Raw genomic sequence first — 15,413 nt, 5'->3', positions numbered from 1 at the left:
TCAGTCGAGGACACGATTAGCCCTGCTTGGACTTCGCGAGTTCGATCCACGGGCCGTAGCGCTCTTCCTCGGCCTGGATGAACTCGGTGAACTCCCCGGCCGGAACGGAGACGGGGACCAGGTTGGACTGCTCGATGACGGACTGGTAGTCCTCGTCCTCCGTGGCCGCCACGATGGCGTCCGAGAGGGTCTGGACGACGTCGTCCGGGGTTCCGGCAGGAGCCATCAGGCCCGTGAAGGAGGCGTTCTGCAGGTCGACGCCCTGCTCGGCCGCCGTGGGCACGTCCGGGAAGTCCTCCACGCGCTCCTCCGCCAGGACGGCCAGGTAGCGCAGCTCGCCGCCGTCCACCTGGGCCTTCTGGGAGCCCATGGCGTCGATGGAGAAATCCACGTCACCGGCCGCCGCGGCGGCGATCGAGGGGGCGGAGCCGTCATAGGGCACGTTGGTCAGCTCGATGCCGGCCAACTCCTGGAAGCCCTGGGCGGGGTTGTCCCACACGGATCCGACGCCGGGGGAGGAGTAGGTGATCTCGCCCGGAGCCGCCTTCGCGGCATCGATCAGGTCCTGCAGGGTCTCGTAGGGGCTGTCAGCCTTGACGGCGATCGCGCCGGGGCCCTCGAGGATCTTGCCGAGGAAGGCGTAGTCGGCCGGTGCGATGTCATAGTCCATGAACTGGAGGGTGGCCACCTCTGCGCCCAGCATGGAGAGGTTGTAGCCATCCGGCTCCTGCTCCTTGAGCCAGTTGTAGCCGACGGAGCCGTTCGCTCCCGGGCGGTTCTCCACGATGACGCTGACGCCGAGCTCGTCCTCGAGCAGCGGGGCCAGGGTGCGAGCGGAGAGGTCGCCGGAGCCGCCGGCGGCCCAGGGCACGACGAGACGGACGTCCTCGGTCGGGAACTCGTCGCCTCCGCCTCCGCCTCCGGAGTTCGAGGCGCAACCGGACAGCAGCAGTCCGGCGGCGGCCAGGGTGGCCGCGGAAGTCATCAGGGTGCGTTGTTTCATGTCCGGCTCCTTGGGGGATAACTCGGGGATAACTCGGGCTAAGACGGATGCGGTGATGTGCCCTCGGCGTGGGCGGTGATGACGCTCACATCGGTCAGGGTGAATAGAACAATGGCATGAACCGAAAGTGATTGCCAGTAGATTGCCAAAAATTGCGGAAATGAGACGACGGCGACATGGATTCTGTCCTGCTGAGCCCGCCATGACGCGGATCGGCGAAAAACTCATGCTGGACGAATCACGGCAAAGAGTGGAAAGATCCTGCATGTCCAGTCGGTGGCCTCGGCCCCGGATGAGACGATGACGGCACCCTCCACCTCACGCGAAAAGTTGACAACACCATGGATGTTGAACGGGACGACGCCGCTGCGGCGAGGGTTCGCCTTGAAGACGTGGCCCGGGCGGCCGGTGTGGCCCCGTCCACGGCATCCCGTGCGTTCACGCGGCCCGACCGGGTGAACTTCCAGACCGTGGAGCGGGTCATGGATGCGGCCGCCCGGCTCGGATACCGGCGTGAGCCCCCGCGTGCAGCGGCCGTGACCCCGGCTCCTGCCTCTCGCGCGGTGAACCTCCTGGTGCAGGACCTGGCCAACCCCTTCTTCTCGGACCTGGTCAAAGGCGCCGTCAGCCAGGCGCGTTCGGCGGGCTATCTCGTGACCTTGGGGGATGCCGAGGAGTCCGCCACCATGGAGCGGACGCACCTGGAGCGGTTGACCGGGGATGCGAACGGTGTGGTCGCCGCGGCCCGCTGGACCTCTGATGCCGAGCTGCGGGAGATGGCACGGCGTCGGCCCCTGGTGCTGTTCAACCGGGAGGTGGCGGGCATCAGCTCGGTGGTTGCCGGGGACGCCGATTCCAGCCGGCATCTGATCGAACACCTGCATGCCTTGGGGCACCGGAAAATCGTGTACTGCGCGGGGCCGCACAATGCGTGGAGCAACGTCCTGCGCCAGAAGGCCCAGGACGAGGTGGCCCAGGCCTTGGGGATCGAGTTGATCACCACGGGGCCGTTCAAACCGCTGATCGGCCAGGGGGCCGCAGCGGCTGCCTTAGCCTGGGCGCGAAGGCCGACCGCCATCATCGGCTACAACGACCAACTGGCCGTCGGCATCCTCCGGCACCTGATCTCCAACGGTGTGGACGTCCCGGGGGATGTCTCCGTGGTCGGCTACGACAACACCTATGGCTCCGACTTCGTGCATTCGGGCCTGACCTGTGTGGACGCGCCGGTGGAGCAGGCCGGCCGGGCGGCCGTGGACCTGTTGCTGGCCCGCATGGCGGGGGAGAGGACCGTGCGCCAGCTCCGGTTGGCCTCTGGGCTGCAGGTCCGCGGCTCGACCGGTCCGGCGTCCACATCCCCCTCCCCCTCATCGGCCCCCATCCTGTCTGCGGTGCGCCGGTGAGGGTTGGCTGTTCTGTCGATCTGTCGATCTGTCGATCTGCCGGTCCGCCGACTTGCCGGTCTCTTGCCGGACGCTCGCCGATTTGGTGATTGGCCGGCGTCGGGCCTAAGATCGATTGCACCAAAGACCGCCGGTCGGCAGGTACCCGGATGTTCCCTGAACCTCTGGATGCCCGTCCGTAAAGCTCTCCCGATGGAGGCGACCTGCGCAGGTGAAACCGAGCAACGCTTGAAGGATGGTTGGACCCAGGTCCGCCGTGACGTCAACGCCACGCCCTGTGCACCTGCACGGGGCGTTTTTCATTGTCAGGGGGTACCGGCCCCACAGCAATGGAAGGAGTGCCATGGCGACGTCTGAAAAGAACGCTGTTGTGGCGGAGCTGGCGGAACTCTTCCGCACCTCCACCGCAGCAGTATTGACGGAGTACCGTGGTCTCACCGTGGCCGAGCTCAAGCAGCTCCGCCGTGCACTCGGTGAGAATGCGACCTACGCCGTGGTGAAGAACACGCTGACCGAGATTGCGGCCGATCAGGCCGGCGTCGATGCCTTCAAGGGCAAGATGACCGGCCCGTCCGCTATTGCCTTCGTCTCCGGTGATCCGGTGGACGCAGCCAAGGCGATGCGTGACTTTGCCAAGGACCACGAGGCCCTGGTCGTCAAGGGCGGCTACATGGAGGGCCAGTTCCTCGATGAGACCGGCATGAAGAAGCTGGCGGACCTTGAGTCCCGCGAGGTTCTGCTGGCCAAGCTGGCAGGTGCCATGAAGGGCAACCTGTACAAGGCCGCCTACATGTTCCAGGCCCCCCTCTCGCAGGCAGTCCGCACCGTGGACGCCCTGCGCGCGAAGGTCGAGGAGCAGGGTGGCGCAGCTGCGCCGGCCGCCGAGTAACACCACCCCGGTCGCTCTTGCGGCCACCCCACACCATCACATCCGTGAAAACTCATCCGTGATCACACGGAAGTAAAGGAGCCCACCATGGCTAAGCTGTCCACTGAAGAGCTGCTCGAGGCCTTCTCCGAGCTGTCCCTCATCGAGCTGTCCGAGTTCGTCAAGGCCTTCGAAGAGAAGTTCGAAGTGACCGCTGCCGCTCCGGTCGCCGCTGCCGGCGCCGCTCCGGCTGCCGCTGCCGCTGAGGCCGAGGAAGAGCAGTCCGAGTTCGACGTGGTCCTCGAGGCCGCCGGCGACAAGAAGATCGGCGTCATCAAGGAGGTCCGCGCACTGACCTCGCTGGGTCTGAAGGAAGCCAAGGACCTCGTCGACTCCGCTCCGAAGGCCGTCCTGGAGGGCGTCAACAAGGAGACTGCCGACAAGGCCAAGGAGACCCTTGAGGGCGCCGGCGCCACCGTCACCCTCAAGTGATGACGGCGGCTTGAGCCGCTGTTCGTCTCTGTCAGTCCGGTCCCATCCGACCCGCTCGTGCGGGGAGGGTGGGGCCGTTCTGCTTTAACCCCGGTTAGACAACCCCGGTCCCGTCCCGTTCTCATCGGATTCCCAGTGACCGCCCAGACTGAGTTCGTAAGGTAACGAAAACATTAAGGACGGGATGCAAGCAGAGCCCGACGCGCGGGGAATGGGACCCAGAGCGCGGCGCGGCTCGGTACGTGAGGGAGGGTGCCGACCCATGGTCGCGACGACGGAACTGCCGCGGATCGAGGTAGACCAGCAGGTTGGTCACCAGGCAGATCAACAGGTTGGTCAGCAGGCAGATCAGCAGGTTGGTCACCGGGCACAGGACCAGACGGCTGATCGGCCCCGACCCCGCCTCGCCCTGCTGGACGGGCTCCGCCTGGTCGCCGCCCTCGCCGTGGTGCTCTTCCACTGGACCGCCTGGCACCACGGGCACTGGGGCCGCCACGGGGAGCCGGCCGCCGAGGCATGGCCGTGGTTGAGCCAGTTCAGCTCCGTCGGGGCGCTCGGCGTCCAGCTCTTCTTCATCATCTCCGGCTTCGTGATCCTGCTCTCCTCCTATGGGAAGTCGCCGGCGAGGTTCATCGGCTCCCGGGTGGGCCGTCTCTACCCGGCCTACTGGGTCGCGGTGCTGGCCACCGCCACGCTGACCTTCGTCCTCTGGCCGGAGATGGGATCCCAGCGGTCGCCGGTGGACATCCTGGCGAACCTGACGATGTTCCAGGGCGGCCTCGGCGTCGGGCACATCGACGGCGTGTACTGGACCCTGTGGGTGGAGATGAAGTTCTACCTCTGGATCCTCGCGTTCACCCTCATCGGTATGACGGTGGGACGGGTGCTCGTGTTCGCCTTCGCGTGGCCGATCCTCGGCAATGCGCTGTACTTCGGCCTGCATGCGGCCGGCCAGCCCATCGACTGGGTGGAGCATGTGTTCTTCCCGCAGTACTCGGCCCTGTTCGCCGGCGGGATGGCCCTGTTCCTGCTGTTCAAGTTCGGCCATACCCCGCTGCGGTGGGCGGCCCTCGTGCTGAACGCGGGTGTCGGCAGCCTGTGGTCCGCCCGGGTCCAACAGGCCGAGACTGTCAAGCTCACCGGCTACGACTACCCCTTCTGGGCCTTCGTGGCCATCGTCGCCGGGCTGTTCGTCCTGGTGGCGCTCATCGTGCTGACCCCCTTGGCCTCACTCCGGGTGCCGGGGATGACCCTGGCCGGACAGCTGACCTACCCGGTCTACCTCCTGCACCAGCTGTGGGGGTGGTGGCTGATCTTCCTGCTCTCGCCGTACCTGCCGCGCGAGGTGGTGCTCATCCTCACCCTCGCCGCGATCCTGGGTGCCGCGTGGCTGCTGCACCGGTGGGTTGAACGCCCGCTGGGGCCGGGACTGCAGCGAGCGGTGACGGCCGGCGTCGGGACATGGCCGGTGGCGGGGCGGCGATTGGGCCGGGCCCGCATGCCGGTCTCCTAGGGAATTCCGGGGTTCCGGTTGACCTCCGGCGTTCCTAGCATATTCACAGCCACGGGAACAGGACCGGCTGGACTTCGGGCGTGCCGAAAGTTAGTATGGTTCCTTACGTCTCCCCTGAAGTCCACTTTGCCATGCCACCGGTCGTGTCCGGGGGCATCTCGGTGTGGCATTCGGTCTGGCCTTCAAATAGCGGTGGGCCCCGGTGCTGTGGACCAGTGGGGGAGTGCACGGAAGTAAAGACGGTCTGTGGAAGGATCCCTCTTGGTCGCCTCGAGCACCTCAAATACCGAAACCGCTAATTTCCCCGGGGGCGTCTCGCCCCGCTCCGGCGCCAGTGCCGGCCGAATCTCGTTCGCGAAGATTCATGAGCCGCTGGAGGTCCCGGACCTGCTGGCCCTGCAGACCGAGTCGTTCGACCGGCTCGTGGGCAACGAGCGCTGGGCCGAACGGGTGGCCCACGCTCGCGAGATCAACGACGACTCCGTGGCTGTCACCTCCGGCTTCGCCGACATCTTCGAGGAGATCTCCCCGATCGAGGACTTCCAGGGCACCATGTCCCTGTCCTTCACCGATCCGGAGTTCTCGGACCCGAAGATGCCGGTCGACGAGTGCAAGGAGCGCGACACCACGTACGCGGCTCCGCTGTACGTCAAGGCCGAGTTCATGAACAACAACACCGGCGAGATCAAGCAGCAGACGGTGTTCATGGGCGACTTCCCGCTCATGACGGACAAGGGCACCTTCGTGATCAACGGCACCGAGCGTGTCGTCGTGTCCCAGCTCGTCCGCTCTCCCGGCGCCTACTTCGAGCGCACCCCGGACAAGACCAGTGACAAGGACATCTTCACCGCGAAGATCATCCCGTCGCGTGGCGCCTGGTTCGAGCTCGAGGTGGACAAGCGCGACCAGGTCGGCGTCCGCCTCGACCGCAAGCGCAAGCAGCCGGTCACCGTGCTGCTCAAGGCCATGGGCTGGTCCGAGTCCCGCATCCTCGAGGAGTTCGGCCAGTACGACTCCATCCGCGCCACCCTCGAGAAGGACCCCACCGAGGGCCAGAACGAGGCGCTGCTGGACATCTACCGCAAGCTCCGCCCCGGCGAGCCCGCCGCCGTGGACGCCGCGCAGAACCTGCTGAACAACCTGTACTTCACGCCGAAGCGCTATGACCTGGCCAAGGTGGGCCGTTACAAGCTCAACCGCAAGCTGGGCGTGGACATGCCGCTGTCCGATCCGCACGCCTCCGTGCTGACGCAGGACGACATCGTCCAGATGGTCCACTTCATCGTGGCCCTGCACGCCAACGAGAAGACGATCACCGGCAAGCGCGCCGGCGAGGACGTCGAGGTGCGCGTGGAGGTCGACGACATCGACCACTTCGGCAACCGTCGTATCCGCGCCGTGGGCGAGCTGATCGAGAACCAGATCCGCACCGGCCTGTCCCGCATGGAGCGCGTCGTGCGTGAGCGCATGACCACCCAGGACGTCGAGGCGATCACCCCGCAGACCCTGATCAACATCCGCCCCGTGGTGGCCTCGATCAAGGAGTTCTTCGGAACCTCCCAGCTGTCCCAGTTCATGGACCAGAACAACCCGCTGGCGGGCCTGACCCACAAGCGGCGCCTGTCCGCGCTCGGCCCGGGCGGCCTGTCCCGTGACCGTGCGGGCATGGAAGTCCGTGACGTGCACCCGTCCCACTACGGCCGCATGTGCCCCATCGAGACCCCGGAAGGCCCGAACATCGGCCTCATCGGCTCGCTGGCCACGTTCGGGCGCATCAACCCGTTCGGTTTCATCGAGACCCCCTACCGCAAGGTCGTGGACGGGATCGTCACCGAACAGGTGGACTACCTCACCGCCGACGACGAGCTGGAAGCCCAGATCGCCCAGGCCAACGCTCCGCTGAACGACGACGGCTCCTTCGCCGAGGACCTCGTGCTCTGCCGCCAGCGCGGCGGCGGCGGCGAGCCGGTGCTCTCCGGCGTGGACGAGATCGACTACATGGACGTCTCCCCGCGCCAGATGGTCTCCGCCGCCACGGCGCTGATCCCGTTCCTCGAGCACGACGACGCCAACCGCGCCCTCATGGGTGCGAACATGCAGCGCCAGGCCGTGCCGCTGCTCCAGGCCGAGGCACCCCTGGTGGGCACCGGCATGGAGAAGTACATCGCCGTCGACGCCGGTGACTCCATCACGGCCGATGCCCCCGGCGTCGTGACCGAGGTGGCCGCGGACATGGTGACCGTCATGAACGACGACGGCACGATACGCCACTACCCGATCATGAAGTTCGCCCGCTCCAACCAGGGCAACGCGTACAACCAGCGCGTCCGGGTCACCGAGGGCGACCGCGTGGAGAAGCTGTCCATCATCGCCGACGGTCCCGCCACGGACCATGGCGAGCTGGCGCTCGGCAAGAACCTCCTCGTCGCGTTCATGCCCTGGGAGGGCCTGAACTACGAGGACGCCATCATCCTGTCCCAGCGCATGGTCTCCGATGACGTGCTGACCTCGATCCACATCGAGGAGCACGAGGTCGACGCCCGTGACACCAAGCTGGGCGCAGAAGAGGTCACCCGGGACATCCCGAACGTCTCCGACGAGGTCCTGGCGCAGCTCGACGAGCGCGGCATCATCCACATCGGCGCCGAGGTCGAGGCCGGAGACATCCTGGTCGGCCGCGTGACCCCGAAGGGCGAGACCGAGCTGACTCCGGAGGAGCGCCTGCTGCGCGCCATCTTCGGTGAAAAGTCCCGCGAAGTGCGTGACACCTCCCTGAAGGTGCCCCACGGCGAGTCCGGCACCGTCATCGGCGTGCGCATCTTCGATCGCGACGAGGACGACGACCTGCCCCCGGGCGTGAACCAGCTGGTCCGCGTGTACGTGGCCCAGAAGCGCAAGATCACCGACGGTGACAAGATGGCCGGCCGCCACGGCAACAAGGGCGTCATCTCCAAGATCCTGCCGATGGAGGACATGCCGTTCCTCGAGGATGGCACCCCCGTGGACATCATCCTGAACCCGCTGGGCGTTCCGGGCCGCATGAACCTGGGCCAGGTCATGGAGCTGCACCTGGGCTGGGCCGCCTCCCGCGGCTGGGACATCCAGGGCGAGCCGGAGTGGATCAAGGACCTGCCGAACTTCCCGCGGTCCTCCGGTCCGATCAACGTCGCCACCCCGGTGTTCGACGGTGCCGAGGCCCATGAGATCGAAGGCCTGCTCGGCCACGTCAATGTCACCCGTGACGGCGACCGCCTGATGGGCACCAACGGCAAGGCCACCCTGTTCGACGGCCGCTCCGGCGAGCCGTTCCCGGATGCGGTCTCCGTGGGCTACATGTACATGCTGAAGCTGCACCACCTGGTGGATGACAAGATCCACGCCCGCTCCACCGGTCCGTACTCCATGATCACGCAGCAGCCGCTGGGTGGTAAGGCACAGTTCGGTGGCCAGCGGTTCGGTGAGATGGAGGTCTGGGCCCTGGAGGCGTACGGCGCTGCCTACACCCTGCAGGAACTGCTGACGATCAAGTCGGATGACATCCACGGTCGTGTGAAGGTCTACGAGGCCATCGTGAAGGGCGAGAACATCCCGGAGCCGGGCGTTCCCGAGTCCTTCAAGGTCCTCATCAAGGAGATGCAGTCGCTGTGCCTGAACGTGGAGGTCCTCTCCGCCGACGGCACCGCGATCGAAATGCGTGACTCGGAGGATGAAGTCTTCCGGGCCGCCGAGGAACTGGGCATCGACCTGTCCCACAACGAGCCCAGCTCGGTTGAAGAGGTCTGAGCAACACCCGTTCCCCGTCCCACCCCAGACTTCATCAACGTTACGAATCAGGAGTTCAACGGACCATGTCCAACGACAACTCATCATTTGGCCTCATGCGCATTGGCCTCGCGACCGCGGACGAGATCCGCAATTGGTCCTACGGCGAGGTCAGGAAGCCCGAAACCATCAACTACCGCACCCTGAAGCCCGAGAAGGACGGACTCTTCTGCGAGAAGATCTTCGGCCCCACCCGGGACTGGGAGTGCTACTGCGGCAAGTACAAGCGCGTGCGCTTCAAGGGCATCATCTGTGAGCGCTGCGGCGTCGAGGTGACCCGTTCCAAGGTGCGTCGCGACCGGATGGGCCACATCGAGCTGGCCGCCCCGGTCACGCACATCTGGTACTTCAAGGGTGTGCCCTCCCGCCTGGGCTACCTGCTGGATCTGGCCCCGAAGGATCTCGAGAAGATCATCTACTTCGCGGCCTACATGATCACGTCGGTGGACGACGAGGCACGCCACGCCGACCTGCCGAACCTGCAGGCCGAGCATGACCAGGAGACCCGTCACCTGACGGACACCCGCGATGCCGACATCGCCGCCGTCGCCGGTGACCTGGAGAAGGACCTCGCCAAGCTCGAGTCCGAGGGCGCCAAGGCCGCCGAGAAGAAGAAGGCCCGTGACTCCGCGGACAAGACCATGGCGCAGATCCGCAAGCGGGCCGACGCCGAGCTGGACCGGATGGAGAAGATCTGGGACCGCTTCAAGAACCTCAAGGTCGCCGACCTCGAGGGCGACGAGGGTCTGTTCCGTGCGATGCGTGACAAGTACGGACAGTACTTCGAGGGCTCCATGGGCGCCGAGTCCATCAAGAAGCGCCTGGAGACCTTCGACCTCGAAGCCGAGGCCGAGTTCCTGCGCGAGGTCATCAAGACCGGCAAGGGCCAGCGCAAGACGCGTGCCCTGAAGCGACTGAAGGTCGTCAACGCGTTCCTCACCACGGACAACTCCCCGCTGGGCATGGTCCTGGACGCCGTGCCGGTGATCCCGCCGGAGCTGCGCCCGATGGTGCAGCTGGACGGTGGCCGCTTCGCGACCTCCGACCTGAACGACCTGTACCGCCGCGTGATCAACCGCAACAACCGCCTGAAGCGACTGCTGGACCTCGGTGCCCCCGAGATCATCGTGAACAACGAGAAGCGCATGCTCCAGGAAGCGGTCGACTCGCTGTTCGACAACGGCCGTCGCGGCCGTCCGGTCACCGGACCGGGCAACCGTCCGTTGAAGTCGCTCTCCGACATGCTCAAGGGCAAGCAGGGACGCTTCCGCCAGAACCTGCTCGGCAAGCGCGTGGACTACTCCGGCCGTTCCGTGATCGTGGTGGGCCCGCAGCTCAAGCTGCACCAGTGCGGACTGCCGAAGCAGATGGCCCTGGAGCTCTTCAAGCCCTTCGTGATGAAGCGCCTGGTGGACCTCAACCACGCCCAGAACATCAAGTCCGCCAAGCGGATGGTGGAGCGTTTCCGCCCGCAGGTGTGGGACGTGCTGGAAGAGGTCATCACCGAGCACCCAGTGCTGCTGAACCGTGCACCCACCCTGCACCGCCTCGGCATCCAGGCCTTCGAGCCGATGCTGGTGGAGGGCAAGGCACTGCAGCTGCACCCGCTGGTCTGTGGCGCCTTCAACGCCGACTTCGACGGTGACCAGATGGCAGTGCACCTGCCGCTGAGCCCCGAGGCGCAGGCCGAGTCGCGACTGCTGATGCTGTCCTCCCACAACATCCTGAAGCCCTCCGATGGCCGCGCCGTGGCCGTTCCGGCCCAGGATATGATCATCGGCCTCAACCACCTCACCACCGTGCGTGAGGACGAGGTCGGTGCCGGGACGGAGTACTCGTCGGTCGCCGAGGCCATCATGGCCTTCGACGCCGGCCAGCTGCACCTGAACGCACCGGTCAAGATCACCGTGGACGGGTTCATCCCGTCCGTCCAGAGCCCGGCCCCCGAGGGCTGGGAAGAGGGCACCTCGGCCGTGCTGGACACGACCCTCGGCGTGGTGCTGTTCAACGAGCTGCTCCCGGTCGACTACCCGTGGCTCTCCACGCAGGCGACCAAGGGCACCCTCGGCGCACTGGTCAACGACCTGGCCGAGCGCTACCCGATGGTGCAGACCGCCGCGACGCTGGACAACCTCAAGGACGCCGGCTTCCACTGGGGCACCTGGTCGGGTGTCACCGTGGCCATCTCGGACATCACCTCGGACTTCGACAAGGCCTCCATCATGGCCGGGTACGAGGACCAGGCACTCAAGGTCCAGGCCCAGTACGAGAAGGGTCTGATCGCTGACGAGGAGCGCCGTTCCGAGCTGATCGACATCTGGAACAAGGCCACCGACGAGGTCGCCGCCGCCATGCAGGCGGGGCTGCCGAAGCTCAACACCATCAACCGCATGGTGACCTCCGGTGCGCGTGGTAACTGGCTGCAGGTCCGGCAGATCGCCGGCATCCGCGGCCTCGTGGCCAACCCGCAGGGCGAGATCATCCCGCGTCCGATCAAGTCCTCCTACCGTGAGGGCCTGTCCGTGCTCGAGTACTTCATCGCCACCCACGGTGCCCGTAAGGGCCTCGCGGATACGGCGCTGAAGACCGCGAACTCGGGTTACCTGACCCGTCGTCTGGTGGACGTTTCCCAGGACGTCATCGTCCGCGAGGAGGACTGCGGCACCGAGCGCGGCCTGACCGAGATCATCGGCGTGCCGAACGCCGACGGCGAGCTGGTGCGTCACGAGACCGTGGAGAACTCCTCGTTCGCCCGGACCCTCGCGGTCGATGTCACCTCCGAGGACGGCACCGTGCTGGGCCAGTCCGGCGAGGCCATCGGCGACGTGGCGATCGACGCCTACATCGCCGCAGGTGTCACCGAGATCAAGGTGCGCTCCGTGCTCACGTGCGAGTCCGCCGTCGGGACCTGCGCGAAGTGCTACGGCCGCTCCATGGCCACGGGTCAGCTCGTGGACATCGGCGAGGCCGTGGGCATCATCGCCGCACAGTCCATCGGTGAGCCGGGAACCCAGCTCACCATGCGTACCTTCCACACCGGTGGTGTCGCCTCCGCAGACGACATCACCCAGGGTCTGCCCCGTATCCAAGAGCTCTTCGAGGCCCGTACCCCGAAGGGTGTGGCCCCGATCTCCGAGGTCGCCGGCCGCGTGGTCATCGAGGACGGCGAGAAGCAGCTGCGGCTGGTGCTCACCCCGGACGACGGCTCTGAGGAGATCGCCTACCCGGTGCTGCGCCGTGCGCGTCTGCTCGTATCCGATGGCGAGCACGTGGGCGTCGGTACCCAGCTGGTCGCCGGTGCCGTGGACCCGAAGCAGGTGCTGCGTGTGCTCGGTCCCCGGGCCGCCCAGAAGTTCCTGGTCCAGGAGGTCCAGGACGTGTACCAGTCCCAGGGTGTGGGCATCCACGACAAGCACGTGGAGGTCATCGTTCGCCAGATGCTGCGCCGCATCACCGTCATCGAGTCGGGCGAGACCGACCTGCTGCCGGGCGAGCTGACGGACCGCGCCCGCTTCACCGCCGCGAACCGCAAGGCCGTGGCGGAGGGTCGCCAGCCGGCCTCCGGCCGTGACGAGCTCATGGGCATCACCAAGGCCTCGCTCGCCACCGACTCGTGGCTGTCCGCCGCATCCTTCCAGGAGACCACCCGCGTCCTGACGCAGGCGGCCATGGAGGGCAAGTCGGATCCGCTGCTGGGCCTGAAGGAGAACGTGATCATCGGCAAGCTGATCCCGGCCGGCACCGGCCTGGATCGCTATACCAAGGTCAACGTCGAGCCCACGGAGGAGGCCAAGGCCAACCTGTTCACCGGTCCGGCCGGCTTCGCGGACTTCGACTACCCGGGTCTGGATTCCTCGGCCACGCCGGAGTTCCACGCGATCTCGCTGGACGACTACGGCATGGGCGGCGACTTCCGCGGCTGATCGCTGAGCCAGCACAATGCTGAGCTAACACATCGCTGAATCAGCACCACCCAGAGTGGCCTGATCCCGTCTCACATGACGGGGCCAGGTCACTCTGTGTGTTAAGGCCCGGTGGATCTTCCCGACGCCGGCGTGACAGGCTGGGTGCCATGGTCACCCAGAGATATGCTCCCCTGTCCGGCACCAACTCCGACACCGGCACCGGCGACGCCAGCACCAGCAACGCACGCCCGGCTGTCCAGATCCCCCTGATCGGGCTCGGCACCTGGCCGATGACCGGCGACGAGTGCAGCGAGGCGGTGACGAGCGCGCTGGAGGCCGGTTACCGGCACGTGGACACGGCCGAGAACTACCGGAACGAGGACGCGGTGGGGCGCGCCGTCGTCGGCTCCGGGCTCAGCCGGGACGAGGTCTTCGTGACCTCCAAGTTCAACCGGGAGTGGCATGGGCCCGTGGACGTGGTGCGCGCCGGTCTCGAGGCCGGGCTCGAGCGGGCCGGGCTGGACTACTTCGACCTGTACCTGGTGCACTGGCCGAATCCGGGACTGGACCGCTATGTGCAGGCGTGCGAGTCGCTGGCCGAGCTGACGGAGTCCGGACTCATCCGGTCCTGGGGTGTCTCCAACTTCAAGCCTGCGCACCTGCAACGGGTGCTCGAGGCGGGACTGGTGCCGAGCATCAACCAGATCCACTGCCAGCCGACCGATGCCCAATCGGACCTGCAGGAGGCCAACACCGCCGCCGGAGTCCTGACGGCGGCCTACACCCCGATCGGGCGGGGGAGCGAGCTGCTGGACCGTCCGGAGGTCACCACGATCGCCTCACGGCTGGGGCGGACGCCGGCGCAAGTGGTGCTGCGCTGGCACGTGCAGCAGGGGCGGATCGCCATCCCGAAGTCAGCCGACCCGCAGCGGCAACGGGAGAACCTGGATGTGTTCTCCTTCGAGCTCACGGCCGACGACCTCGCGGCCGTCGATGCGCTCGATGCCGGTGTACCGTCGGAGACCCGCCAGGACGCGGACGAGTTCGGGCACTGACAGGGGTGTGCTTGGGTGTGCTGCGCCGGGCGTTCAGCCCCGGCGGGACATGTACAGATTGAAGCCGCGGGCCAGCATCCGGTTCACGGGGTAGTCCCACTCGCCGAGCGTCTGGACCACGTCGGCCCCCATGGTCGTCTTGAACCGGGTCAGCCCCGCCAGCTCGTACTCCGGGTCCAGTGAGGGGCTCATTCCGCCGAGGTCATACCAGGTGCACCCGGCGGCGAGGGAGTCCTGGATCTGTCGCAGCTGCAGGGCACGCGGGGCGTAGCGCTTGCGTTCCTCTGAGGACGAGGCCCCGTAGACATACCACCCGAACTGGCCCTGGCGGACGTAGATGGCGGCGGCCAGCAGCTGCTCGCCGAAGCGGGCCAGGTACAGGGTGCACTCGGTGTCCACTGCGCTGGCCTCGGAGCCACTGGAGCCACCAGAGCCACCGGAGCGACCAGCGCCACCGGAGTTCAGCTGGGTGAACATGCGCCGGAAGTAGGCGAGCGGCCGCCCGGTGAAGCCGTCTCGCGCCGCGGTCTCCTCGTACAGGGCCTGCCACGCCGGCAGGTCCTCCACCGTGCCCACGGACACCGTGAGCTCGGACCGGGTCGACTTGCGGGTCTGCCGGCGGGACGTGGAGTCCATCCGGTTCAGTGCCGCCTCCAGGGCGGGAGACTCACCGTTCTTGTTGGGCTCGGCGCTGGTGCCATCAGACGCGATGTCCAGCTCCGGCTGCAGCGGGATGCGCGCCTGGAACTGCGGCTGGCCGGCCTCGAACTCCTCTGACTCGGACGGTGCCTGCCAGCCCAGGGTCAGGAGGCGGGAGCGAACGTCCTCGGCGGCGGGTTCGGTGTGGAGGGGAGTGAGGTCGGTGACCGAGCGGTGCGTGCCGGCGGCCAGAGCCTTGCGGACCTCGGATCCGTCCCAGCGGGTGACGACTCCCGGCAGGCCCACGCGGACGAGGAACGCGCCCCGGGACTTGAGGTACTGCACCAGCGGAACGAGGACGGACTCCAGCTGGACGGCGGAGGAGTCGAACACCGGCCCCTCGGCGACGTAGGCGAGGGAGCGCTTCTTCAGTACCGGTACCGGGACGGGCAGTCGGCGGAACAGCACCAGGGCCGTGGCCTTGAGGCTCTGGCCGTCGAAGAAGCCCAGGGAGTCCCCGCGCCAGTCGATCTTCACCCCGGGCCACTGCGGGTTCTGGAGGAAGGAGGCCCCAGGGTGATCCGCCAGGAACCGCCCATGGTCTGCGGGAGTGATCCGACGGACCGTCAGGGGCCGGGAGTCCTGGCCGGAGGGGGTGGGGGAACCGAACGGGGAAGCTAGATCTGGCACGACCCCCACCCTAGCCGCCGGTA

Annotated in this window: 9 protein-coding genes; 7 read left to right on the top strand and 2 right to left on the bottom strand. The window is 66.9% G+C overall.

The window, feature by feature from the left end:
* Positions 1 to 16 precede the first annotated feature (16 nt).
* Complete coding sequence (locus tag BOSE125_RS10525) at positions 17 to 1,003, bottom strand: tripartite tricarboxylate transporter substrate binding protein (protein WP_159552358.1); 987 nt, start codon at positions 1,001 to 1,003, stop codon at positions 17 to 19.
* A 341-nt stretch (positions 1,004 to 1,344) separates the two neighbouring features.
* Between BOSE125_RS10525 and BOSE125_RS10520 the strand changes: the two genes are divergently transcribed.
* From BOSE125_RS10520 to BOSE125_RS10490, 7 genes are all read left to right on the top strand, one after another.
* On the top strand, positions 1,345 to 2,406 hold the full coding sequence (locus BOSE125_RS10520) for a LacI family DNA-binding transcriptional regulator (protein WP_159552356.1): 1,062 nt from the start codon (positions 1,345 to 1,347) through the stop codon (positions 2,404 to 2,406).
* Between the two features lie 343 nt (positions 2,407 to 2,749).
* Positions 2,750 to 3,295 carry a 50S ribosomal protein L10 gene (gene rplJ / locus BOSE125_RS10515; protein ID WP_159552354.1) on the top strand — a complete coding sequence of 182 codons (546 nt, stop codon included), beginning with the start codon at positions 2,750 to 2,752 and terminating at the stop codon, positions 3,293 to 3,295.
* A gap of 87 nt (positions 3,296 to 3,382) precedes the next feature.
* Positions 3,383 to 3,766 carry a 50S ribosomal protein L7/L12 gene (gene rplL / locus BOSE125_RS10510; protein WP_159552352.1) on the top strand — a complete coding sequence of 128 codons (384 nt, stop codon included), beginning with the start codon at positions 3,383 to 3,385 and terminating at the stop codon, positions 3,764 to 3,766.
* A gap of 262 nt (positions 3,767 to 4,028) precedes the next feature.
* Positions 4,029 to 5,279, top strand: coding sequence for an acyltransferase (locus tag BOSE125_RS10505; RefSeq protein WP_159552350.1), 1,251 nt, complete (start codon positions 4,029 to 4,031; stop codon positions 5,277 to 5,279).
* A gap of 261 nt (positions 5,280 to 5,540) precedes the next feature.
* On the top strand, positions 5,541 to 9,062 hold the full coding sequence (rpoB, locus tag BOSE125_RS10500; protein WP_159552348.1) for a DNA-directed RNA polymerase subunit beta: 3,522 nt from the start codon (positions 5,541 to 5,543) through the stop codon (positions 9,060 to 9,062).
* Positions 9,063 to 9,127: 65 nt separating this feature from the next.
* On the top strand, positions 9,128 to 13,024 hold the full coding sequence (locus BOSE125_RS10495; protein ID WP_159552346.1) for a DNA-directed RNA polymerase subunit beta': 3,897 nt from the start codon (positions 9,128 to 9,130) through the stop codon (positions 13,022 to 13,024).
* A gap of 149 nt (positions 13,025 to 13,173) precedes the next feature.
* Positions 13,174 to 14,061 carry an aldo/keto reductase gene (locus tag BOSE125_RS10490; protein WP_159552344.1) on the top strand — a complete coding sequence of 296 codons (888 nt, stop codon included), beginning with the start codon at positions 13,174 to 13,176 and terminating at the stop codon, positions 14,059 to 14,061.
* A gap of 33 nt (positions 14,062 to 14,094) precedes the next feature.
* Here BOSE125_RS10490 and BOSE125_RS10485 read toward each other — a convergent pair whose 3' ends face one another.
* Positions 14,095 to 15,390 carry a peptidoglycan bridge formation glycyltransferase FemA/FemB family protein gene (locus BOSE125_RS10485; RefSeq protein WP_236557920.1) on the bottom strand — a complete coding sequence of 432 codons (1,296 nt, stop codon included), beginning with the start codon at positions 15,388 to 15,390 and terminating at the stop codon, positions 14,095 to 14,097.
* Between the last annotated feature and the right edge of the window lie 23 nt (positions 15,391 to 15,413).

Origin of the sequence: Citricoccus sp. K5, from assembly GCF_902506195.1 — a bacterium.
GTDB lineage: Bacteria > Actinomycetota > Actinomycetes > Actinomycetales > Micrococcaceae > Citricoccus.
Note: the sequence above shows the minus strand (reverse complement) of the source record. Positions and strands in the feature narration are given on the sequence as shown.